Below are 21,842 nucleotides of genomic sequence, written 5' to 3' on the forward strand. Positions count from 1 at the left end.
TTATCTATTTAAGACCTTTTTTCCCAAAGTCAATGATTACCGGCGTTGCCACACAGATGGACGAGTATGTACCAAATATGATACCGATAAGCAGGGCGAAAGAGAATCCTCTGATCACGTCGCCACCAAAGATAAACAATACAATTAAAACAAACAGTACAGTTAACGAAGTAATTATTGTACGGCTTAATGTGCTGTTAATTGCAGTATTGATAACTGTTGTAGTATCCTCATTTTTAGAGCTTGGTAATTTCAGGTACTCGCGGATACGGTCGAACACAACCACGGTATCGTTAATTGAGTAACCGATAACGGTTAACAACGCGGCGATAAATGCCTGGTCAATATCAAGCGAGAACGGAAGCACATCTTTAAATAATGAGAAGAATGATAATACCAGCAATGAATCGTGCGCGGTAGCAACCATGGCACCAAGGCTGTATTGCCATTTGCGGAACCTGATCAGGATGTAAGCCGAGATCACCAGGATGGCGAATATAACGGTTAAGCCCGATGATGTTTTCAAATCGTTAGAGATGGTAGGGTCAATTTTTTGACGGCCCATGATCTCGTATTTGGTTGGCAGTTCGCTCAAACCTTTCTTAACGGCTGCTTCTACTTTCGCATCAGCGTCGTCAGCTTTGTCTTCAAGCAGGTAGTTGGTGGTGATACTTAATTTATCGCTGCCAAAAGTTTTAACCTCAGCTTTACCAACACCTAAGTATTTAACCAGTGCCTCACGTGCGTCATCAGCATTAACTGCCTGACCTTTTGCCTGTACAGTATAGTTACGGCCACCCTGGAAATCCACACCGTAGTTAAAGCCGCGGGTGAAGATAGAGATTAAGCCTGCTACGATGAATATACCTGAGAAAGCGTAGAATTTGAAACGGTTTTTAACAAACGCGTAGTTAGCGTTTTTAAAGGTATGTGAGCTCCAAGGGTGTGAGAATTTAACATCCCAGCCTTTATCAAGCATGTATTCGAAAATCAACCTTGAGATAAGCAATGAGCAGAATAATGAGGTAATGATACCGATCATTAAAGTACTTGCGAAACCTTTGATTGGGCCCGAACCGAACACCAGTAATATTAAAGCGGTAAGGAAGGTACTTACGTTAGCATCTAAAATTGATGACAAGGCGTGTTTGAAACCATCGGTAACAGATTGTTTAACTGTTTTGCCCAAGGCCATTTCCTCACGTACACGCTCATATACCAGTACGTTGGCATCAACCGCTATACCGAGTGTTAACACGATACCTGCGATACCCGGAAGGGTTAATACAGCGCCTAAGCTTACCAGTACACCCATCAGGAAGAATACGTTGAACAATACCGCGATTACGGCTACTGTACCTGCACGGTTGTAATAAACCACCATGAACACCAATACTACCACGAAACCAAGTACGCATGATAATAAACCGGCGTTGATAGCTTCCTGACCTAATGACGGACCAACCTCGGTATCGTTAACGATACGGGCAGGGGCTTTTAAACGACCAGCTTTTAATACGTTGGCCAAATCCTTGGTGTCTTCAATAGTGAAGTTACCTGATATTGATGATGAACCACCATTGATTTCGTTTTGTACAGTAGGGGCAGAGTATACGTTGTTATCCAACACAATGGCGATAGCCTGTTTGTACGCGCCGGATGAAGCTTCTTTAGTGATATCGGCCCATGCACGTGCACCATCAGAGTTCATTGACATGGTAACATCAGGGTTACCGCGCTCGTCAGTGCTGCTGCGGGCATCGGTAATGGCATCACCAGTTAATACCGGGCCATTTTGCGCGCCGGCCAGTTTAATGGCGTACAGGCTGTATATTTTAGTTTTTTCGCGTGCTTTAACATCCCACAGTAATTTCATGTTTTGCGGAATGGTCGCTTTTACTTCAGGGCTGTTCAGGTAAGCGTTTACTTTAGCAGTATCGGCTTGTGAAGCAAAACCCACAACCGGACCAGAACCTAATGCAGGCTGGTTGTTCTCATCGCGGCCAACATTTGGCGACAGGATAGAGAACAATGGGTTGCTTTTGCTCAGTTGGCTTGATTTGCTGGCCAGTGAAGTATCCTTGGCAGCATTTTTTTCAACCTTGCTTAATAATGAATTTTCTTTTTTGCTTGTATCGGCAACAGCGGCTGTTTTGGTATCTGCTTTTTTAGCAGTATCAGTAGTAGTCGCTTTTGCTTTATCAGCTAATAATTTATCAACGTTAGCCAGTAACTGGTAAACCTCGCGGTTGTCATAAGTTTTGTAAAACTCCAGCTTAGCCGAACCTTGTAATAGTTTACGTACACGCTCAGGGTCTTTAACGCCCGGCAGCTCAATCAATATACGGTTGGTACCTTGCTGTAACTGAATGTTAGGCTGTACCACACCAAACTGGTTGATACGGGTATCTAATACCGTGTAAGCTTGCTTAACCGCCGCGCTTGCCTGATCTTGCAGGTAGGCTTTAACTTCACCGTTTGAAGCATTGAACTTCAGGTTGGCCTGGTTATCTTTAGTGGAGAAGATAGCGGCCAGCTTACCGTTAGGGTTAAGCTTTTCGTATTCCTCAATAAACAGGGTGATGTAGTCTTTCTGGCTGGTGCGTGTAGCAACATCGGCGTTTTGCAGTGCCTGATTAAAGGCAGGCTCAGGATTGTTGTTTGATAACGATTGTACCAATTCACGTAATGATACCTGCATGGTAACATTCATACCGCCCTTAAGGTCCAAACCTAAAGCAAGCTCTTTACCTTTGCAGTACTGGTAAGTGTGACCCAACACAGGGTAAGCAGGAAGATCTGCTACTGAATCGAGATAAGCTGTATATTTTTGTGAATTGCCTTTCGCGTAATCCCGCGCATCTTGCTCAACCTTTTGGGCTACCCATGTGAAAGAAAGATAGTAAATACTAACCAGGGTTAGCAGTAGTGCAAAAAATTTAATGATCCCTTTACCTTGCATCGTGAAGTAAAACTATGTATATAAAATTGTCTATAACCTTTTTAAATAAGACCGGCAAATCTAATAAAATTTTGTAAGCGGAAAATTTTAAATTAAAACAAATTGATGACACAAAATGTTAGCCGCGTTTTAGTGTGATGAACGAGTATGGTATTGGGTTTTTCTCGTCGGCATCAAAATCTTCCCGCCCGGTTTCCTTCCACTCATCCGGGTTAATCTCCGGGAAAAACGTATCGGCATCAAAATCCTTATGAATAATGGTGAGGTAGATCACATCTGTTTTGGCCATGGCCTGCCTGTAAATTTCGGCCCCGCCCACAATAAACACTTCATCCTCGCCTGCGCAAAGGGCAATGGCTGCATCAATAGAATCCACCACCTCGCATCCCGGTATTTCAATTTGCTGCCGTGTTACCACAATATTGCGGCGTTTAGGCAAGGGCTTCCCTACCGAATCAAAAGTTTTTCGGCCCATTATAACCGTATGCCCGGTGGTAACTTCTTTAAAGTGTTTCAGATCGTGCGGCATGTGCCACAGTAACTGGTTGTTTTTGCCGATGGCGTGGTTTTGCGCTATGGCAACTATTATGCTTATGGTCATTAGTTTTTTTACTTGATTATATTTTGGCTTATCCACGCTTTTATCTCGTCAAACCGTAGGGCTCCTTTACTGGCTTCAATAACCATGTGGTATTTTTCTTCCTGAGTAGCGCCAATATCCAAATGATAACTCAATAATGTGGCACGCAGCATAAAGTACGCTATCCGTTTATTACCGTCAACAAAAGGATGGTTAATAATCAGGCTCTCAAAAATAGCGGCTGCCTTGTCAATTGGTGTGGGGTAAAGGTCTTGCTGGTCAAAAGTAGCATACGGACGGGCAAGCGCTGCCTTCAATCCTCCCTCATCTCTTATTCCCTTGCTTCCGCCAAACTTATCAATTAAAATGTTATGAATGGTTTCCACTTTTTCTAAAGTGATCATTGAGCAAGTTTTTTGAGTAGCTCCCTGTCTTCCGAAATAATTTTGGTCACTATATCGTCAGTAAGTATCGGGTGCTGATCTTTTACCTGGTGTAAATAATTCAAAATATCGGGCAACAAAGTTTCCGGAACCTCGTCTATCAGTTTTTGTATTTCTGTTTTTATCTCTACAGATGTCATTACACAAATCTAACAATCATTTTTTAATTCTTGGAGGTGTCTGCATTTTGGTTTGTTCGCGCATGTAGCAGGATTTCGAAAACGGGAGAGCTTTGACCGCTTTTTAAATTTGTCAAAGTTTTAGCCGGGATTTTTCTTTTGAAATCGCCGTTGATGACAACGCCAAATTTTTAATGGTCAGAAAAGCAATGCTTGTAGTGCTTTGGTCCGGATAGTCCCGTGATCCGCTCATACGCCCGCAGGCCTTATGCTTCGGGCCAGTATCCGCTTCTCCCGGGTTTAGGTTTGTCAAGGCTGTGCTGAATTGCATCGCGGATGCGAACCTTGACAACTTTTCAAATTTGTCAAAGGTTTGAAATAGTAATCCCTCTTTGCGCAGCAGAGAGGGAAGTCGAGCGCAGCGATGACAGGGTGAGTCCCTAAACCGCCACCGCGCCCTTAATATGTGGCCAGGCCTCGTAGTTCTCTAAAGTGAAATCTTCGTACCTGAAACTGAAAATGTCTTTCACCTCCGGATTGATGCGCATAGTTGGCAGCGGCTTCGGCTCGCGGGTGAGTTGCAGGTTGGCCTGCTCCAGGTGGTTGTTGTAAATGTGAGCGTCGCCAAAGGTGTGGACGAAATCGCCGAGGTCGAGGTCGCATACCTGTGCCACCATCATGGTGAGCAGCGCGTACGAGGCAATGTTGAAAGGCACGCCCAAAAATATATCGGCACTGCGCTGATACAATTGGCACGATAGCTTGCCCTTGGTTTCGCCTTTTCTGGCATCGGCAGGCTCCACGTAAAACTGGAAGAGGCTGTGGCAAGGTGGCAGGGCCATCTGGTTAACATCGGCCACGTTCCATGCGGATACCATAATGCGGCGCGAATCCGGATTTGTCTTAAGTTGGTGGATGATCTGGCTGATCTGGTCGATATGGCCGCCATCGGGTTTTGGCCACGAGCGCCATTGGTAACCGTACACTGGTCCAAGGTTGCCGTCGGCATCGGCCCATTCATCCCATATACGCACGCCGTTATCTTTAAGATACTGAATATTGGTATCGCCGGTTAAAAACCATATCAGCTCATGGATGATAGATTTTAGGTGGAGTTTTTTGGTAGTCACCATCGGGAAGCCTTCCTTAAGGTTAAAACGCATCTGGTAGCCAAATACACTGATAGTGCCCGTGCCGGTGCGGTCGTGCTTTTGGGCTCCGTTTTCCATCACATGGCGCATCAGGTCTAAATATTGTTTCATTTTGTTGAATTAGAAATTTGGGGCGATGTAGCGAACAAGTCTGTTGCCGAATGAGCAGATGGTAATAGCGTGTTTCAAAAATTACCCACCCAATCGCTCAACCAACAATTCACTAAACCATATTTTCAGCCACAAAGAAAAATAATCTATTTTTGGTATCCTAACCGATGTGCAAAAATACAACGGTTGTTAATCATTTCTATGATCACATTTCCTAATGCAAAAATAAACATCGGCCTCAATGTTATTCAACGCCGTGCCGATGGCTACCACAACCTCGAAACTGTTTTTTACCCCATCAACATAAAAGACGCGCTCGAAATTTTGCCGGCCGATAAATTAAGCTTTCAATCTTCGGGTATCGATATCCCCGGCCGCATGGAAGACAATCTTTGCATCAAGGGCTACCACCTCATAAAACGCGACTACGATTTGCCGCCCGTAAAAATTCACCTCCACAAAAATATCCCGATAGGCGCGGGGCTTGGAGGAGGCTCGGCCGATGCGGCTTTTTTTATCAAATTGCTCAATCAGACCTTTGCACTCGATTTAACTATTGAGCAAATGACGGACTATGCCCGGCAGCTCGGTGCCGACTGTGCTTTCTTCATCGAAAGCAAACCGGTGTACGCTTTTGGAAAAGGGGACGAATTTTTGGCTTTAAATCTTGACCTCTCGCGGCATAAAATAGTATTGGTAATGCCGGAAGCTCATGTATCTACCGGAGAGGCTTACAGGGGCGTAAAAGCGGCTCCAGTGCAAGGTGTGCTCCGCGAGCAGATTTTAGAGCCCATCAGCGAGTGGCGGCACAACATTAAAAATGATTTTGAAAATTCGGTGTTCAGGAACCACCCGGTGATAAGAGGGGTGAAGGCGGCGCTGTACGAGGCGGGGGCTTTGTATGCCAGCATGAGCGGGAGCGGGGCTTCGGTTTTTGGCATCTTTAATGAAACACCCGATCTGTTGGTTTTAGAAAAAACAAACCGGGTGTTTTATAACGTTTAAATTCCGGCGTCGTCATCCACACCGCCACCCACGCCTTCTGCCCAGTCGGTGTCGCCCTTGCCTTTTGCAACGGCCGTTAAAAGGCGGTTGTGCACCAGCGTTGCCAACGGCATCGGTGCGTTGCTTTTTTGCGATAACGCGAAGGCCAGGCGGGCATCTTTAAATCCAAGTTTTGTTTTAAAACCTACGGGCTCGTATTGCTTGTTGGCAATCAATTTTCCGTAGTTGTTAAATATCGGCGAATTGAAAATAGTGGAGCCAAAAAAGTCTGCCACGTTGGTGCGGTCAAGCCCGTTCTTTTCGGCCAGTGTAAAGGCCTCTGCCATCATCTCCATTGATGCCATGATCATGAAGTTGCCGGTTATCTTTACCACGTTGGCGCTGCCCACACCCTCGCCAAAATCAACCACGCCCTGCCCCAAGTTTTCGAGCACCGGTTTGGCCCTTTCTTTTAAGGCTGCGTCACCCGAAACACAGATCCATAATTTCTTCGCCGCAGCTGCTTCCGGTCGCCCAAAAACAGGGGAGGCGAGGTAGTGGTTACCGGCCTCGTCGTGCAGCTTTTTCAGCGCCTCGGCGGCATCCGGTGAGATGGTGCTCATGGAGATGTGCAGCGCGTTTTTCGGCAGCGTTTTCAGGATGCCGTCAGCGCCGGCCACGGCCTCAATCAGGATATCGTCTTCGGGGAGCATGGTTACCACAAAATCAACATTGGCGGCTGCCTCAGCAGGGGTTTTGCAAACGGTAATTTTTGACTGATCGAGAGCGGAGGCTTTGTCGGCCGTACGGTTATACACTTGCAGGTGGTAGCCTGCCTCTATTAAATTTTTGGCCATGGGTAAGCCCATGTTGCCAAGGCCAATAAAGCCAATCTTATTTTCCATAAATATTAATTGATGTAGTCTCTGTCTTCGTCGCTTAGTGTATCGGGTTTGTCTTTGTTGAGCACGTTGTCGTGATAGGCCTCAATATCGTACTTGGCTTTTTTAGGCCTGCCAACTATTACTCCTAATATAAAGGCTACCACGGCCACGCCGCTCAGCACAACCAGTTTTGAAATGTAGGTGGTGGTGAAAAGAATGGTGAACGGAACCTCATTATTGTTTTGCATGATCACCACGGTAAGCAGCACGGTGATCACGATAGCGACGATGGTTTTAAAACTCATGATGTGTTTAGTTTATGTAAGTAACCAATATCCGCAATTTATGTGTTTATAAAAAATGCGATTGCCGACAGCGGTTATTTGTGTCTCCTCGTATCTCCCCCGCGATTTGTAAACCTGGAAAAATGCCCCTCCAAAATTTCAATGCTGCAACCCGGATTTTTTGCCGCTGTTTTACGGCTTAATATATGGTGATGTTGATTTGATGTTGTGGTGCTCTTCGGGAGTTTCAAGGATAGGAGCAAGTCGTTTTTAATGCTTGGAATTATGCTGCCACTGATCAAAAATCCTGCGCCCGTAGCGGTGCGAAAATTCAAAAATCTTGTGTAGCTGTATACAGATAGCGGCACTGGTTCAAATTTTGACAATTCCTGAAGTAATACTTCATTACACTATCACTTTCTTGATAACAGATTTATAGTGCGCGTATTTTTACTATATGTAATCTTCATAAAGCTTTCATATTAAGTTTAATAATTTACTTATTTTAAGTGATAAATATCAAATGCTAATATTGTTAGTATTTTGGTGTTTTAGATAAATTCAATTTGTTCAATTTTTGATTTATTTAAATTTTATAAGTATCTGATTTTTAAAAGTATATTTATATCATATAAATTGATATTTCATTTTTATTTTCTGTTTTATTCTAAAATAATAGGTAATTGAGGTGTGGCGATGTTTGTTTGCTATTGTACACTAAGCAATTTTGTGAAAATTCGCTGGTTGCGACGGAGGTGCGCAAAACGGTATAAAGTATGCCTGAAAATATGGGTGGCTTAAAAGGGCTTAAAATGGCCTTAAATGAGAAGGGGGAATCTCATCCCCTATCCAAGGATGGGCATGTATGCTGTATATATATTATCGGGAAATTGGTAAGAAAAATAACGAATTAACGCGCGGCTTTACGGCGTGAAATTTCCTTCTGTACGAGCGGAAACAGGAAGATGGTAGACAGTATAAGGATAGCTCCGGCCCAAAAACCTGGTGTCATTTTCTTCATATCGCCGAAAAAAACAAAGGCCATAACAATACCGTAAACCGGCTCAAGGTTGGTGATGAGCGCTACCTTGAATGCCGAAAGTTCGCGCATAACAGATACACCGGCAACGTAGGCGAGCGACGTGCAGATGGTGCCAAGGATGAACAAATAACCCATGTCGGGAGTATTCAGGTATATGCTTTTATTGAAGCCTGATGTGCAAAGCATGTATATACTGATCCATACAAAGGCTCCCGAAAGTTCATAAAAAGCGATAACAGGTGGCGTGTTTTTTTGCACCTGGCGCGAGTTGATAATAGAAAAAAGGCTGGCAAAAAGCGCGCTCACAAGCCCGGTGATGATGCCCTTAGTGTAATGACTTTCAAATTTAAATATCAGTAATATCCCGGTAATGATGAGCAAGCCGGCTACGATCTCCAGTTTTGAGATCGCCTTTTTATTGATGATGGGCTCCAGTATCGCGGTAAATAAAGTGATGGATGAAAGGCAAACCAGCGTGATAGAAACGGTAGAAAACTTGATGGAAGCAAAGAATAATATCCAATGCCCGCCCACTAAAGCACCCGTAAAAAGCAGCGTTAACAGCGTCTTTTTATCAACCCTGAAAGCCGTTTTGTTAAACTTGAAATACAGGAATAACGAGGCCGCAGCGATGAGTACACGGTACCAAACAAGCGGTATAGCCGATATGGAAATCAACGCCCCAAGGATGCCCGTAAAGCCCCAGATGAACACGGTGAAATGCAGTATCAGCAGGTTCTTGTTCATCGTTGGTTCGGTGCTTTTTTCAGCCATTTATTTAGGCGCTTTTAGTAGTAAATAATAGCCCACAATACCAAATGTAACGTTAGGTATTGACACGGCAATGAGCGGCGACATGCCCCCTTTTACGGCAAAAACCCAGGCAAATTTATCTACTACGATGTATGTAAAACACAAGAAAATTCCTATCCCCAGCGGCAATCCTATACCCCCGCGTACCTTCCTGGAGGAGATGGAAACGCCCATTAAAGTGAGTACGTAGGTAGATAACGGATAGATAAAACGGCGGTATTTTTCGAATAAAATTTCGGTCAAAACTTCGGGGCGGCGCAGCTTTTCTTTCTCAATATTCTGGTTAATTTCGGAGAGCGGCATGGCCGTATATTCATTATCTATCTTCACAAAATCGGATGGGTGCATGTCTAAAACTGTGTCCATTTTGGAGTTTCTTTCCACCCATTTTTCCTTCAATCCGTCCACATATTTTATCTTCGGATACATAATAGACCACACCTTTTTTACGGTGTCAAACACGATCTGGTCGGCCGTTAATTTCTCTCTCAGCACGTCGCCATCGTACTTTTCGAGGATGAATTTATAGCCCGTTTTTACCACCTTATCGTAGTTTTGGAGGTATACAAAAGTGTGTTTATCTATCTGCATGTGCACCTCGCTTTTGGTCGGATCGTCGTTTCCGTTGAAGCCGTTTTCGTTTTCAAAGGTGATTTTTATCCTGTTTGTATACGGTATAAGGTACACGTTGGCGTATAACGAAACCATAAATATCAGCGTGGCCGATATAAAATAAGGCCTTAAAAAGCGGTTAAAACTGGCCTTGCTACTCAGTATAGGTACTATCTCGGTTTGGTTAGCCATCTTGGCGGTGAAGAAAATTACCGCCAAAAAGTTGATCAGCGGCGATAGCATATTCATATAGAAGGGGATGAATCCCCCATAATATTCTACCGCTATTTCACTTACCGACCGGCCCGATTGCAGGAAGTTATCAATGTGCTCGGATATATCGAACACAACGGTAATCACCACAAATATCATGAGTGTGAACACAAAAGTGCCCAGGTATTTACCCATTATATAGCGGTCAATTACCTTAAAGTAACTGTGATATAGTTTTTTCATTTATATTTTTTGCCCAAGGCGCTTAACCATGGTGTTCTTCCAGTCGTAAAAATCGCCTGCAATTATCTTTTCACGGGCCTGTTTTACCAGCCATAAATAGAAGTGCAGGTTATGCAGTGTAGCTATCTGCGCCCCCAATATCTCACCCGAATGGATGAGGTGGCGTAAATAGGCTTTTGTATACACTTTATCGGCAAACAGGTCACTATCGGCCTCAATCGGCGAAAAATCGTTCTTCCATTTTTCGTTCTTGATGTTGATAATACCATCTTTTGTAAAAAGCATACCGTTGCGCGCGTTACGTGTAGGCATTACGCAATCAAACATATCAATGCCTAAAGCTATATTTTCCAATATGTTAACCGGTGTGCCTACACCCATTAAATAACGTGGTTTTTGCTCCGGTAATATATTACACACAATTTCTGTCATGGCGTACATTTCCTCGGCCGGTTCACCTACCGAAAGACCGCCAATAGCGTTGCCCTCACGCTCAAAAGAAGCGATTACCTCTGCCGAACGCACCCGCAGATCTTTATATACAGAGCCCTGTACTATCGGGAAAAGGGTTTGGCTGTAGCCATATTTAGGCTCGGTGGTGTCAAATCTGTCGCAGCAGCGCTTCAGCCAGCGGTGCGTCATCTCGATAGAATTTTTCGCGTAACGATAATCGCAGGGGTAGGGCGTGCATTCGTCAAAGGCCATAATAATATCGGCGCCAATAACGCGCTGAATATCCATCACATTTTCGGGCGTAAAAAGGTGTTTTGAGCCATCAATATGCGACCGAAATGTAACGCCTTCCTCCTTTATTTTACGCACTTCGGTAAGCGAATACACCTGGTAGCCGCCGCTATCGGTCAATATAGGGCCTTCCCAACCGTTAAATTTATGCAAACCACCGGCCTGCTCAATGGTGTTTAAGCCCGGGCGCAGGTATAAATGGTAGGTATTACCTAATATAATTTGTGCCTTAATATCCTCCTTTAATTCATGCTGATGAACTGCTTTTACTGTGCCGGCAGTGCCTACAGGCATAAAAATGGGGGTTTGTATGGTGCCGTGATCGGTGGTAATTTCACCCGCACGTGCCTTGGATAATTTATCCTGTGCTGTTAAATTGAATTTCATTATAAGTGGGCAAAATTAACAAATAACTACATACTAATTATTTGTTTATTTTTAAGGTACATTAAGTATAATTATCGCTGATTTTTAACAATTTTGCAGCTATATTATTTTTGTTTGGAAACATATATACAACAGGCTCTATTTCTTCTTTTTCAGGTATGTTTTATAAGTCAGCTTTATTACCTGGTTGGCATTCACAGTAAGCTGGCAAGCTACAAACCGGTACCCGGTCTTTTACCCGTAAACATCCCAGTATCGGTAATTATTGCAGCCCGCAATGAAGTGGCCAATTTGCGGTACAATCTGGTACAAATATTAACGCAAAATTATCCCGATTTTGAGGTGGTGGTAGTGAACGATTGCTCTACCGATGGCTCCGATATGCTGCTTTTAGAGATGCAGGCCGCCTATCCTAACCTTAAAGTGGTAACCATTACCGAGCACCAACGCTATAAAACCGGGAAAAAATTTGCCCTTACATTGGGGATAAAAGCGGCAAAAAACGAACATTTACTATTTACCGATGCCGATTGCACCCCCGCTACCGACAATTGGATAGCCGGTATGATGGCTAACTTTACCGGCAGCACACAAATTATTTTAGGATTTTCGCCATATAATAAAACCGGAAACTTTTTAAATCCGTTTATAAGGTTTGAAACGGTGAAGACGGCCATGAGCTACTTGTCATCAGCGTTGAAAGCTGACCCGTATATGGGTGTTGGTCGTAATTTGGCTTACACTAAAACATTGTTTTTCAGCAATAAAGGTTTTGCCTCGCACATGCATGTATTGCCCGGAGATGATGATCTGTTTGTTAACGAAAACGCGACCCCTGATAACACTACTATTGAAATACATCCTGACGCTTTTGTATTTACCGATGCCAAAACGAGTTTAGGCGGCTGGTTCAGGCAAAAGAAACGCCACATGGGCGTAGGTAAACTGTATAAAAGTAAGCACCGCCGTATGCTAAGCTGGGATGCGGTAAGCGGCTTTCTTTTTTATACCTTATTAATATTGTGTTTTGTGTTTAAGTTTGAACCATTACTGGCATTAGGTTTGTATTTGTTTAGACTTATGACGCAAATTTTAATCTATAGTAAAATTTTTAAAACTCTTAACGCAAAAGATTTGTTATTCTATTTGCCGGTGTTTGATGTGATATATTATGTTTATCTGAATGTTTTTGGATTGGTTGGAACCTTTATTAAAACAACCCAATGGAAGTAAATACTAATTTTACCGAAAACGCGAAGAACGACTTCCACCTTGTGGTTAAAGCAAGGCAAGGCGACCAAAAAGCGTATGCCGACCTGATGGTAAGGTACAAGGATTCTATCTATTTTATGATCCTGAAAATGGTGAATAACAAGGAAGATGCCATGGATTTAATGGTTGAAACCTTTGCCAAAGCCTTTGAAAAGCTGGATAAATACCAGCCTGATTATGCGTTTAGCACCTGGTTATTCAGGGTAGCTACCAATAATTGTATCGATTTTATCCGTAAAAAGAAGCTAAATACTATGTCAATTCATGGTATGACGGATGAGGACGGCGACGAAATTCCGCTGCAAATTAAGGCAGATGTGCTTAACCCGGAAGAAACATCTATCAAAAAACAACAAACAAAAGAGTTAAAAACACTGATAGAAGGGCTGCCTTTACGCTACCGCAACCTCATTACGCTGCGTTATTTTGATGAGTTATCATACGAAGAAATAGCCACCCAGCTCGACCTGCCTTTGGGTACAGTGAAGGCGCAATTGTTTAGGGCGAGGTACCTTCTTGGTAACATCATTAACCGTTTTAACAGGGATGACATCTGATATTATAACTAAGTATTTTCCGGATCTGACAGCAAAGCAACTGCAACAATTTGAGCAATTGCCCACACTTTATACACACTGGAACAGCCAGATCAACGTAATTTCTCGCAAAGATATTGATCAATTATATGAACGGCATGTACTCCATTCGTTAGGGATAGCCAAAGTTATGGCCTTTAAACCCGGCGAAAAAGTGCTGGATGTAGGCACCGGCGGCGGTTTCCCGGGCATCCCTTTAGCCATATTATTTCCCGAAACACAGTTTCATCTGGTTGATTCTATCGGTAAAAAAATCAAGGTAGTAACTGAAGTAGCCAAAGCTATTGGCCTGCAAAACCTGAAAGCATCGCACTCGCGTGCCGAAGAAGTTGACGATAAATTCGACTTTGTGGTATCGCGCGCGGTTACCCGTTTAAAGGAGTTTTACCCATGGGTAAAGGGGAAATTCAGCAAGCAATCAAACAATGCTTTAGCTAACGGGATACTATATTTAAAGGGGGGAGATCTGGAACAGGAAATTGCCGAATCGGGTTTAGCCGTTCAGCAATACCACCTCAATCAATTTTTTGATGGGGAGTTTTTTGAAACCAAGCAGGTTATCTATGTAAAAGCTTAAGCTTATTTTGCATAGGCAACTATCACTACTTCATCCAGATAGGCCGATTTATTTTCCAGCGGACCGTCTTGTTTGTATTTTCCATCAGCATATGATAATGCGAATGATACAGGTAATTGATAAGTGCCCGGCCCATTAGGGAACTTGTCGGTATAGGCTTTTACACACCTAACCACCTCATTACCCAAGCCGCCGCTTGCACCTTTTACAAGGCTTACGCCGCTTATTTGGTTATCGTTATTTACAGTAATACTTACTATAACCCTGCCGGCTATATCTTTATTGCGGGCTTCTGCCGGATAACGTACATTCTTGCCTATATAGCTGTAAAACTGTTGTATTGGTGATTTTACAAGTTGCATGGTATCAGATATTCTTATAGCCTGAAAAGTGCCTTTTTGAGCGACTGAAGCATTTTGCGCGATCATTTTTTGTTGCGACACGGCCTTGTCTGATGCTATTGGCTCATCTATCCTGATCTCAACATTCTTAAGTGCTTTTGCTGATTTTGCGTCAGCTTTCACCGGATCAAGCTTGATGTTCAATACTTTAGGCGGCGGAAATTTTATCACTTTTACTTGCTGCGGCGTACCGGTTTTAGCGTCGGCCTTTACAATTGGCGGCGGAAATTTTACCACTTGTACTTTAGGCGACGCACCTTTTTTACCATCGGCTTTTACAATTGGCGGCGGAAACTTTACTACTTTCACTACAGGTGGCGGCGGTGTAGGTTTAATTTTGATATCCACTACTTTAGGTGCCAACGGTACAGTATCAGCCGGCATACGCGCTTGCGATACCGAGGGCGCTGCCTTTGCGGGCAACACATCAACCCATCCATAGGTTTTGCTGAACGCCAGTGTAGATGCGCACAGCATGCCTGCACCAAGCGGCACAGCTATCAGGAACTTTAGCCTGGCTAATTTTCCCGAACGTTTTTGGTTTAACATAATGATCCTCTTTTTTAGTAAGTTATAATTGAAAAATGAATGTGTTACCGATGAACCGCTCAGTCCGTAAGCGTTATTGAGCAGGAAGGATGAGTAAGCGAGGGCATCGCCATTATAAGCCGCCGCTTTCTCATCGGCAATGTATTCGTGTACCGATTTTAGGCTGTTTTGCAACAGATACAGCAATGGGTTGAACCAGTTTAAAGCCTTCAATATCTCCACAAACAGAATATCCCAGGAGTGCTTTTGGCCGATATGCGCCAGTTCGTGCCTAATGATGGTATCAATTTCGGGCGTGTTTTTACCTATAAAAAGATAGTTGAAAAACGAAAAAGCCGTGTTATCATCATCTACATAAACCACTTTATAGCTGCCCTCAAGTGTATAAGTTTTACTTTTTATCAGCCTGAAAAGCTTGTAAACTTTAAAGCTGAACAAGCAAAAACACACCGCCGCGCCTGCTATATACAGGTAAAAAAGTGCCTGCTGCAAAGTGAAAACACTGGCCTTGATAGCTACTTTTGGGGTGTTGCCCGAGGGAATAATCAGCACAATTTGCTCCACCGTTTCTACCGGTTTCAGGTATCCAAGTTGTAAAAACGGGATAACAAAAGCGAGTATACAAGTGGTGAGCAGGTAGGCCCGGTTAAGGTTATAATGAGTATCCTTACTTAAAAAAAGGAAGTAGCCCACGTAAAATATGCTCAGGTAAAGGTTAGCTTCTAACAGATAATGCAGCCAATTCATAGGTTTATTTGTTTAATTGGTTTGTAAAAAGCGGGTGATAGGGTTTAGGTATAATAATAATCGGTACTTATTTCTTTTCGTTTTTAAGTTTTTCAATCAGGGCCGATAGTTCATCCAGTTCATTGATACCTATTTTGCGGTTATCGGCAATAAACGATACCAGGCTTTTGTAGGAGTTATCAAAATAATTGCTCATCATTTTGTTGAAAGTGAACTTCTTATATTCTTCTTCGCTGATGAGCGGAAAATACACGTGCGAGTTACCGTAAGCTTTGTGATCTATAAATCCTTTTCCTTCCAACACTCGTACCACAGTTGATACGGTATTATAAGCAGGGCGCGGATCGGGCATTCTTTCTAATATCTCTTTTACAATGGCTTCGTTTAACTGCCACAGTATCTGCATTATTTGCTCTTCGGCTTTGGTGAGTTCCTTGATATTCATAGTAAACTATTTTTATAGTTAAACAAACGTACAACTATTTTTATAGTTTGCAAACTATTTTTATAGTTTTTTATTTATTGCTAATAATATTAGGATTTTGTATACTTTAGTCGCACTGATTAAAATATGTCGTTACTACACCAAATAGCTTTATCACTCGTAAAAAATATAGGCCCGGCACGGGCTAAACTGATGCTTGTACGCTTTGGCGACGCTCAAAAAATTTTTCAAACTCCCGAGGAAAAATTCCTGTCCATACCCGGACTTATCGATAAAAGGGCGATAAGGCAAAGCCTCGACGACGCCTTGCGCAAGGCCGAAGAGGAGCTGAAATATGTGGAGAAGAACAACATCGATGTAATCTTTTATAACGATGCGCGCTACCCAAACCGTCTTAAAAACTGTAACGATTCGCCAATATTGTTATATAGCAGGGGCAATGCCGACCTTAACAGCCGTCGTGTGATCAGTATTGTGGGTACCCGTAACGCTACCGATTATGGTAAACAATTATGTCACCAGCTAATTGAAGAATTACAGCAGCATAATGTTTTAATAGTAAGCGGTTTAGCTTTAGGGATTGATGTTTGCGCGCATCGCGAAGCGCTGAAATTCGATATGCCCACAGTAGGCGTATTAGGCCACGGACTGGACAGGTTATACCCGCACCAAAACCGCGCAACGGCAGATAAGATGCTGGAGAATGGTGGTTTACTCAGCGAATATACTTCGGGTACAAAGCCTGACCGGGAGAATTTCCCGGCCCGGAACCGCATTGTTGCAGGAATGGCCGATGCTACTGTGGTGATTGAAGCCAGCCTGAAAGGCGGCGCGTTGATCACGGCCGAAATCGCTAATTCGTATAACCGTGATGTTTACGCTTTTCCCGGCAGGTTGGGCGATGAATATTCTGAAGGTTGTAACTTCCTGATCCGTAATAATAAAGCCGCCCTGCTTACCTGCGTGGCCGATTTGGCTTACAGCCTGGGCTGGGAGAGGGATGCCAATGCCAAACCGGCTAAAGAACAATGGACCCTGCCTTTAGATATGACAAAGGATGAACGCAGCATATTCGACATTTTACAGCAAAACAATGGCCCCTTAGCCATTGACGAGCTTACTTTGAAGACAAATATGCCCGTAAGCCTGCTGGCCATGAACTTGCTAAATATGGAAATGCAGGGTTACATCACCTCGTTACCGGGTAAGGTTTACCGTATTGGTTAAAGCTTTGGCGAATCAAAATGTACCAGTTTGCCCACGTTTTCGGTAATGGTGGCCCAGCTATCATCCTGAAAAACAAGCAGCGCAATACCGCATGTATCCATTTCCCTTGGTTCGCCGCTCAGGTAATATAGTATTTGGCTGATACCGGGGTTATGCCCTACTAAAGCCACAAACTCGTACTGATCGGGCAGTTGGTTGATCACCTTTAACAGCGTTTTTTCCGACGCGTCGTAAATTGCTTTGTCGGTAATAGGTTCTGGTCGTGATAAATGTTCTGAAAAAATATTGGCTGTTGAAAGGGTTCGCAGTGCCGGGCTCGATACAATTACCTGTGGTACAAGCGAGAGACTGTCAATACGGGCTGCCATTACGGCGGCATCACGTACACCGGAATGGGTTAACGGTCTTTCATAATCCTCAAAACCACTCTCGTGTGTGGCTTTAGCATGGCGTATTAGTAATAGTTTTTTCATGGGATGAGGCAAAAAAAAGGAGAAGATCGCTCCTCTCCATTTAACTTTAATAATATTGTTTTGTTTTGATCATTTTAGAAAGTATAACCTACCGATAAACTCAACGTACGTGTTTTAGGGCTGATATTTATATCGGCATCTTGCTGTTGAGCCTGGCTGCTGTTATAAGGCTGAATATTGCATAAACCAAAATCATAGCTTGCGTTTACAGAGAAGCCAGTCCAGAATTTAAAGCCCACTAAGGCAGTCGCACCGTAATCGGTTGACCGCACAGTGCTTTCCTCCGGGTTATTGCCAAATATTACTTTTTGATCGAAACTGGTAGTTTCAGACATTCCTTCCGCGATAATTGTAGCAGAGCCTTTTTGCCTGCCCGAAAGACCAACAGCGATGTAAGGGCCTGCACCAAAAAACAAGTGGTTATCGCCTACAGGCATGGTATAAACCAAATTGACAGGGAGTTGCAGATAGTATAACGATAGTTTTTCGGTGGCAACTGTAGCTAAATTAAATCCTTCTGCTTCAATATTAACGGCGTAAGCAAAAGAACCACCTTTACCGGTATACAATAAAGCGGGTTGTAAGGATAACTCTTTGGTGAATTTTATATCGGCAAAAAAACCGATATGGAAAGATGTTAAGGATTTAGTTGAGCTTGATACCTGGCCCGGAACCGAAAAACCGCTAAGATCTGTTTTGATACTTGCTTGGTTTAAGCCGGCTTTTATACCAAAGGTGGTAGGTGTTTCATCTTCATAAACCTGAGCGAACGTTGTAAAAGAAGCTGCCGCGAGGCAAAGAGTAAGTAAAGTTTTTTTCATGTATGTGATAACGCTTTGTGTGCCTAAAGATAATTAATTCAACGCTTTATAGAAAGGCTGTTGAGCAATTATAACATAAGCTTAATAAGAAAATAGTGCGATTATTTACCTGTGGTCTACTTTGCCGAATTGATAAAGCCCACGATAGGCTCTTCGGGCATATCATTCATACATTTAAAATGGCCCAGCGGGCATTGGGCCAAACCGAATTTTGAGCAGGGGCGGCAGGAAATATCTACACCGGCCACCATAGCATCATGTACCATGTAGGGTTGCACACCTAATAATTCGGGCACGGTGCCGCCCCAAATAGAGGCTATCGGTTTGTTAAAAGCTTCGGCAATATGGGTGAGGCCGGTATCAAAACCAACCACGCTTTTCGCTTTCGAAACCAAGAAAACAGATTGATCTAAACTGGTAATTCCGCAGGCATTGTGTACCTTTTTACCTAAGGCTGTAGCTATAATATCACCGTTTTCTTTAACATCATTACCACCTAATAACAGCACAGGGCCATCAATTTCTCTGCAAATATTGATGATCTTTTGGTTTGGTAACCGCTTGGTGAAGTGTGTTGCACCTATCACAAAGGCTACATAACCATTGGCGAAAGCAGTAGGAAGGAGGTCTTTCAGCTGGTGTTTTTCCTTAATATAATAATCAATAGGTGCCAGATCATTACTTATACCTAAAAATTTCACAGTTTCGAGGTAACGATCTACCAGGTGAGTAGGAGGCACCAATTTTACATGAAACTTAAGACTAAGCCACTTACGTATCGTTTGCTTTTTATAGGTAGACGATCTGATACCCGTACGAAACTTGATAATAGCCGTACGCAGGTTGTTATGCAGATCGATAATGAGGTCGTATCGTTCAGCCTTTATCTGCTCTATTATTGCCGATAAGGTATCCTGCAACAGCAGCAATTTATCAACGTAAGGGTTGTTATCGTATATATATTTGAAGGCGGGCTTGGTTAAAAAATGGACTTCGGCATTGGGTAATTGCTTTTTGAGGCATCGTACAACCGGGGTTGTATAAATGATGTCGCCCATGGAGCTAAAGCGGATTACCAATATCTTCATTTTATAACCCTCAGTATCAGATCTGTTTTTTTATACGTTCGATGATCTTTGTCGACGAATATCCTTCTACAAAAGTAATGGTTTTTACTTCGCCGCCTGCCGCTATCACTTCTTTGGCACCAACAATATTGTCAACGGTATAATCAGCACCTTTAATTAATACATTGGGCATCAGGTTGGTAATCAGGTTTAAAGGAGTATCTTCCTCAAATACGATCACCGCGTCTACAAAAAATAATGCCGCCAGTATAGCCGCGCGACTGCTTTGATCATTTACCGGGCGGCTTTCGCCTTTAATACGTTTTACTGAGCTATCGGCATTAAGCCCGATCACCAGTTTGTCGCCTTCTTCGGCCGCTTTAGCCAGGTAAGTAATATGGCCGATATGCAACAGATCGAACACCCCATTAGTGAAAACCACTTTTTTACCTTCGTTTTTCCAGGCATCTATAATGGCTTTTCCGCTTTCCTGATCGCGTATTTTGGTGAGCAGGATATTTTCAAGGTCGGTTCTCATGGCTTAAAATAAATCATCAACAGCCTTACACATAATGTGGCCTATTAAAATATGCATTTCCTGTATGCGTGCGGTAACGTCAGATGGTACTACGATATTAAGATCGCACAGGCCGTTCATTTTACCACCATCACGACCTGACAGTCCTAATGTTTGGCAGCCATATTCCCTTGCAGTGTCGAAGGCATTCAGTATCCCCTGGCTGTTTCCACTGGTTGATATACCTATAAAAAGGTCGCCGGGTCGGGCAAACCCCTCTACCTGGCGGGCAAAAACACGGTCGTAACCGTAATCATTAGCAATGGCTGTAATAGCCGAAGTATCAACAGTTAGCGCTATGCCGGGTAATGATTTTCGCTCTTTAACGAACCTGCCGGTAAGCTCGGCTGCTATATGTTGCGCGTCAGACGCGCTTCCGCCGTTCCCGGCTATCAGCACCTTGTTGCCTTTACTTAAAGTGGTGGTCATCATTTCGCAGGCCTGTTCAATTGCAGGTGTAAGCGAATCAATTACCTTTTGTATAGTTTTTTGATGTTCAATAAGTTCCTGGATAACCATAGTTTATTGTTGCGTGGTTATATGGTCAATAATTTCGTTGATTGTGGTGGTGGCGCTGCCTATTTGTTTAATAACAATAGCCGCCGCATGGTTGGCCAGTTCGCAGGCTTCATCAATAGCCAAACCCGATGCCATAAAATAAGCGATTGTGGCCAAAACGGTGTCACCGGCACCGGTTACATCAAATACCGATGTAGCCTTAACAGGGAGTAATTTATAAGTAAGTTCACTCAATATTACCATGCCCTCTTCAGATAAAGTAACTACTAAATATTCGGTATTGGTTTCTGAAAATATCACTTTCGCCGCCTGTTGCAGGTCATCAATGGTATTGATATTCGCAGTTTTTGCAGCTTCAGAAAGCTCTTTACGATTGGGTTTTATCAAATAAGCGCCTTTATATTTTGAATAATCAAGCCCTTTTGGGTCGATAATTACCTTTTTTTGCTGCGCGTTTGCCGCTTTAATAATACGCTGCGTAAGTTGCGGACTAAATAATCCTTTATTATAATCGGACAGGATAATGATATCGGCCTCGCTGATAGATGGCGAAAGTTTATTCAGCAGTTCATCTTCTAAAGCAGCATCAAGGCTATTGGTTACCTCGCGGTCAACCCTTATCATTTGATGGCTGCCTACAAGTACACGTGTTTTTACGGTAGTGGGTCTGCTATTATCTTCAACAACAGCATCTGTTGAAACACCATCTTCTGCTAAAATTTCTTTTAACCGGGTGCCGTAAATATCATTGCCAACTACACCCGCTACCTGTACACTGGCACCTAATGCTACCAGATTTTGTACTACGTTACCGGCGCCGCCAAGGGTGGTAGTTTCATTTTTAACATTTACTATAGGTACGGGCGCCTCCGGCGATAGCCTGCTGGCACTGCCTGTAATATAGTGATCTATCATCAGGTCGCCAATTACCAGTATATTGGGTTGGGTGCCTTTTAATTGTATTTCCTGTGCTTTTTGTTTAAGCATTCTTAATTTATA

The 21,842-nt window shown here is 43.2% G+C and carries 23 protein-coding genes and 1 pseudogene; 5 read left to right on the forward strand and 19 right to left on the reverse strand.

The annotated features are described in order from the left end of the window. Window positions 1-4: 4 nt before the first annotated feature. The 5 genes from secDF to ABD894_RS26520 form a co-directional block, all read right to left on the reverse strand. Complete coding sequence (gene secDF, locus ABD894_RS26500) at window positions 5-2,962, reverse strand: protein translocase subunit SecDF (RefSeq protein WP_345214121.1); 2,958 nt, start codon at window positions 2,960-2,962, stop codon at window positions 5-7. 118 nt (window positions 2,963-3,080) lie between these two features. Beyond that, entirely contained in the window at window positions 3,081-3,563 is a 483-nt protein-coding gene (locus ABD894_RS26505; RefSeq protein WP_345214122.1) for a dihydrofolate reductase, read from the reverse strand. 8 nt (window positions 3,564-3,571) lie between these two features. Further along, window positions 3,572-3,946: a type II toxin-antitoxin system death-on-curing family toxin gene (locus ABD894_RS26510; RefSeq protein ID WP_345214123.1), complete on the reverse strand. Its 375-nt coding sequence runs from the start codon at window positions 3,944-3,946 to the stop codon at window positions 3,572-3,574. Next, the gene (locus tag ABD894_RS26515; protein WP_345214124.1) at window positions 3,943-4,125 is read right to left on the reverse strand and encodes a hypothetical protein; all 183 of its coding nucleotides are present in this window, start codon (window positions 4,123-4,125) and stop codon (window positions 3,943-3,945) included. Before ABD894_RS26515 ends, ABD894_RS26510 begins: the two co-directional genes overlap by 4 nt. A 419-nt stretch (window positions 4,126-4,544) precedes the next feature. Then, window positions 4,545-5,366, reverse strand: coding sequence for a thymidylate synthase (locus ABD894_RS26520; RefSeq protein ID WP_345214125.1), 822 nt, complete (start codon window positions 5,364-5,366; stop codon window positions 4,545-4,547). Between the two features lie 201 nt (window positions 5,367-5,567). Between ABD894_RS26520 and ispE the strand changes: the two genes are divergently transcribed. Continuing rightward, window positions 5,568-6,371: a 4-(cytidine 5'-diphospho)-2-C-methyl-D-erythritol kinase gene (gene ispE / locus ABD894_RS26525; RefSeq protein WP_345214126.1), complete on the forward strand. Its 804-nt coding sequence runs from the start codon at window positions 5,568-5,570 to the stop codon at window positions 6,369-6,371. Here ispE and ABD894_RS26530 read toward each other — a convergent pair. From ABD894_RS26530 to tgt, 6 genes and pseudogenes are all read right to left on the reverse strand, one after another. Further along, the gene (locus tag ABD894_RS26530) at window positions 6,368-6,805 is read right to left on the reverse strand and encodes an NAD-binding protein (RefSeq protein WP_345214151.1); all 438 of its coding nucleotides are present in this window, start codon (window positions 6,803-6,805) and stop codon (window positions 6,368-6,370) included. The genes ispE and ABD894_RS26530 overlap by 4 nt on opposite strands. Then, window positions 6,788-7,267 (reverse strand): annotated as a pseudogene (locus tag ABD894_RS26535) (NAD(P)-dependent oxidoreductase); the annotation flags it as partial. The gene ABD894_RS26530 and the pseudogene ABD894_RS26535, both read right to left, overlap by 18 nt. Beyond that, window positions 7,261-7,539 (reverse strand): hypothetical protein, encoded by a 279-nt coding sequence (locus ABD894_RS26540; RefSeq protein ID WP_345214127.1) that lies wholly within the window; start codon window positions 7,537-7,539, stop codon window positions 7,261-7,263. The pseudogene ABD894_RS26535 and the gene ABD894_RS26540, both read right to left, overlap by 7 nt. A gap of 889 nt (window positions 7,540-8,428) precedes the next feature. Next, a complete protein-coding gene (locus tag ABD894_RS26545) occupies window positions 8,429-9,334 on the reverse strand; it encodes a DMT family transporter (RefSeq protein WP_345214128.1) in 906 nt (301 codons plus the stop codon). After that, window positions 9,335-10,441 (reverse strand): LptF/LptG family permease, encoded by a 1,107-nt coding sequence (locus tag ABD894_RS26550; protein WP_345214129.1) that lies wholly within the window; start codon window positions 10,439-10,441, stop codon window positions 9,335-9,337. It lies immediately after the preceding gene. Continuing rightward, window positions 10,442-11,572: a tRNA guanosine(34) transglycosylase Tgt gene (tgt, locus tag ABD894_RS26555; protein ID WP_345214130.1), complete on the reverse strand. Its 1,131-nt coding sequence runs from the start codon at window positions 11,570-11,572 to the stop codon at window positions 10,442-10,444. 114 nt (window positions 11,573-11,686) lie between these two features. Here tgt and ABD894_RS26560 point away from each other — a divergent pair, with 114 nt between their 5' ends. The 3 genes from ABD894_RS26560 to rsmG are packed head-to-tail and all read left to right on the forward strand — an operon-like array spanning window position 11,687 to window position 14,017. Then, window positions 11,687-12,805: a glycosyltransferase gene (locus ABD894_RS26560; protein ID WP_345214131.1), complete on the forward strand. Its 1,119-nt coding sequence runs from the start codon at window positions 11,687-11,689 to the stop codon at window positions 12,803-12,805. Beyond that, window positions 12,796-13,401: an RNA polymerase sigma factor gene (locus ABD894_RS26565; protein WP_345214132.1), complete on the forward strand. Its 606-nt coding sequence runs from the start codon at window positions 12,796-12,798 to the stop codon at window positions 13,399-13,401. The genes ABD894_RS26560 and ABD894_RS26565 overlap by 10 nt, the downstream gene beginning before the upstream one ends. Beyond that, window positions 13,391-14,017, forward strand: coding sequence for a 16S rRNA (guanine(527)-N(7))-methyltransferase RsmG (gene rsmG, locus ABD894_RS26570; protein WP_345214133.1), 627 nt, complete (start codon window positions 13,391-13,393; stop codon window positions 14,015-14,017). Before ABD894_RS26565 ends, rsmG begins: the two co-directional genes overlap by 11 nt. A 2-nt stretch (window positions 14,018-14,019) precedes the next feature. Here rsmG and ABD894_RS26575 read toward each other — a convergent pair whose 3' ends face one another. Beyond that, entirely contained in the window at window positions 14,020-15,714 is a 1,695-nt protein-coding gene (locus ABD894_RS26575) for a TonB family protein (RefSeq protein ID WP_345214134.1), read from the reverse strand. Between the two features lie 67 nt (window positions 15,715-15,781). After that, window positions 15,782-16,159 (reverse strand): BlaI/MecI/CopY family transcriptional regulator, encoded by a 378-nt coding sequence (locus ABD894_RS26580; protein WP_345214135.1) that lies wholly within the window; start codon window positions 16,157-16,159, stop codon window positions 15,782-15,784. Between the two features lie 126 nt (window positions 16,160-16,285). Here ABD894_RS26580 and dprA point away from each other — a divergent pair, with 126 nt between their 5' ends. Next, window positions 16,286-17,386, forward strand: coding sequence for a DNA-processing protein DprA (gene dprA, locus ABD894_RS26585; protein WP_345214136.1), 1,101 nt, complete (start codon window positions 16,286-16,288; stop codon window positions 17,384-17,386). Here the strand turns inward: dprA and ABD894_RS26590 are convergent. The 6 genes from ABD894_RS26590 to rfaE1 all read right to left on the reverse strand — a co-directional run bounded on the left by ABD894_RS26590 (window position 17,383) and on the right by rfaE1 (window position 21,830). Beyond that, window positions 17,383-17,859, reverse strand: a complete 477-nt coding sequence (locus ABD894_RS26590) for a SixA phosphatase family protein (RefSeq protein WP_345214137.1) — start codon at window positions 17,857-17,859, stop codon at window positions 17,383-17,385. The genes dprA and ABD894_RS26590 overlap by 4 nt on opposite strands. Before the next feature lie 74 nt (window positions 17,860-17,933). After that, on the reverse strand, window positions 17,934-18,680 hold the full coding sequence (locus ABD894_RS26595) for a porin family protein (protein WP_345214138.1): 747 nt from the start codon (window positions 18,678-18,680) through the stop codon (window positions 17,934-17,936). A gap of 116 nt (window positions 18,681-18,796) precedes the next feature. Then, window positions 18,797-19,768, reverse strand: a complete 972-nt coding sequence (locus ABD894_RS26600) for a glycosyltransferase family 9 protein (protein ID WP_345214139.1) — start codon at window positions 19,766-19,768, stop codon at window positions 18,797-18,799. A 16-nt stretch (window positions 19,769-19,784) separates the two neighbouring features. Beyond that, complete coding sequence (gene rfaE2 / locus ABD894_RS26605) at window positions 19,785-20,285, reverse strand: D-glycero-beta-D-manno-heptose 1-phosphate adenylyltransferase (RefSeq protein ID WP_345214140.1); 501 nt, start codon at window positions 20,283-20,285, stop codon at window positions 19,785-19,787. A 3-nt stretch (window positions 20,286-20,288) separates the two neighbouring features. Next, entirely contained in the window at window positions 20,289-20,843 is a 555-nt protein-coding gene (locus tag ABD894_RS26610) for a D-sedoheptulose 7-phosphate isomerase (RefSeq protein ID WP_345214141.1), read from the reverse strand. A gap of 3 nt (window positions 20,844-20,846) precedes the next feature. Then, window positions 20,847-21,830 (reverse strand): D-glycero-beta-D-manno-heptose-7-phosphate kinase, encoded by a 984-nt coding sequence (gene rfaE1, locus ABD894_RS26615; RefSeq protein WP_345214142.1) that lies wholly within the window; start codon window positions 21,828-21,830, stop codon window positions 20,847-20,849. Between the last annotated feature and the right edge of the window lie 12 nt (window positions 21,831-21,842).

Source organism: Mucilaginibacter gynuensis (genome assembly GCF_039541195.1).
Classification (GTDB): Bacteria; Bacteroidota; Bacteroidia; order Sphingobacteriales; family Sphingobacteriaceae; genus Mucilaginibacter; species Mucilaginibacter gynuensis.

Bases quoted from the DNA above. Each gene is read 5' to 3' on its own strand.
- secDF (WP_345214121.1), bottom strand. From the start codon at position 2,962: ATGCAAGGTAAAGGGATCATTAAATTTTTTGCACTACTGCTAACCCTG.
- ABD894_RS26505 (WP_345214122.1), bottom strand. From the start codon at position 3,563: ATGACCATAAGCATAATAGTTGCCATAGCGCAAAACCACGCCATCGGC.
- ABD894_RS26510 (WP_345214123.1), bottom strand. From the start codon at position 3,946: ATGATCACTTTAGAAAAAGTGGAAACCATTCATAACATTTTAATTGAT.
- ABD894_RS26515 (WP_345214124.1), bottom strand. From the start codon at position 4,125: ATGACATCTGTAGAGATAAAAACAGAAATACAAAAACTGATAGACGAG.
- ABD894_RS26520 (WP_345214125.1), bottom strand. From the start codon at position 5,366: ATGAAACAATATTTAGACCTGATGCGCCATGTGATGGAAAACGGAGCC.
- ispE (WP_345214126.1), top strand. From the start codon at position 5,568: ATGATCACATTTCCTAATGCAAAAATAAACATCGGCCTCAATGTTATT.
- ABD894_RS26540 (WP_345214127.1), bottom strand. From the start codon at position 7,539: ATGAGTTTTAAAACCATCGTCGCTATCGTGATCACCGTGCTGCTTACC.
- ABD894_RS26545 (WP_345214128.1), bottom strand. From the start codon at position 9,334: ATGGCTGAAAAAAGCACCGAACCAACGATGAACAAGAACCTGCTGATA.
- ABD894_RS26550 (WP_345214129.1), bottom strand. From the start codon at position 10,441: ATGAAAAAACTATATCACAGTTACTTTAAGGTAATTGACCGCTATATA.
- tgt (WP_345214130.1), bottom strand. From the start codon at position 11,572: ATGAAATTCAATTTAACAGCACAGGATAAATTATCCAAGGCACGTGCG.
- ABD894_RS26565 (WP_345214132.1), top strand. From the start codon at position 12,796: ATGGAAGTAAATACTAATTTTACCGAAAACGCGAAGAACGACTTCCAC.
- rsmG (WP_345214133.1), top strand. From the start codon at position 13,391: ATGACATCTGATATTATAACTAAGTATTTTCCGGATCTGACAGCAAAG.
- ABD894_RS26575 (WP_345214134.1), bottom strand. From the start codon at position 15,714: ATGAATTGGCTGCATTATCTGTTAGAAGCTAACCTTTACCTGAGCATA.
- ABD894_RS26580 (WP_345214135.1), bottom strand. From the start codon at position 16,159: ATGAATATCAAGGAACTCACCAAAGCCGAAGAGCAAATAATGCAGATA.
- dprA (WP_345214136.1), top strand. From the start codon at position 16,286: ATGTCGTTACTACACCAAATAGCTTTATCACTCGTAAAAAATATAGGC.
- ABD894_RS26590 (WP_345214137.1), bottom strand. From the start codon at position 17,859: ATGAAAAAACTATTACTAATACGCCATGCTAAAGCCACACACGAGAGT.
- ABD894_RS26595 (WP_345214138.1), bottom strand. From the start codon at position 18,680: ATGAAAAAAACTTTACTTACTCTTTGCCTCGCGGCAGCTTCTTTTACA.
- ABD894_RS26600 (WP_345214139.1), bottom strand. From the start codon at position 19,768: ATGAAGATATTGGTAATCCGCTTTAGCTCCATGGGCGACATCATTTAT.
- rfaE2 (WP_345214140.1), bottom strand. From the start codon at position 20,285: ATGAGAACCGACCTTGAAAATATCCTGCTCACCAAAATACGCGATCAG.
- ABD894_RS26610 (WP_345214141.1), bottom strand. From the start codon at position 20,843: ATGGTTATCCAGGAACTTATTGAACATCAAAAAACTATACAAAAGGTA.
- rfaE1 (WP_345214142.1), bottom strand. From the start codon at position 21,830: ATGCTTAAACAAAAAGCACAGGAAATACAATTAAAAGGCACCCAACCC.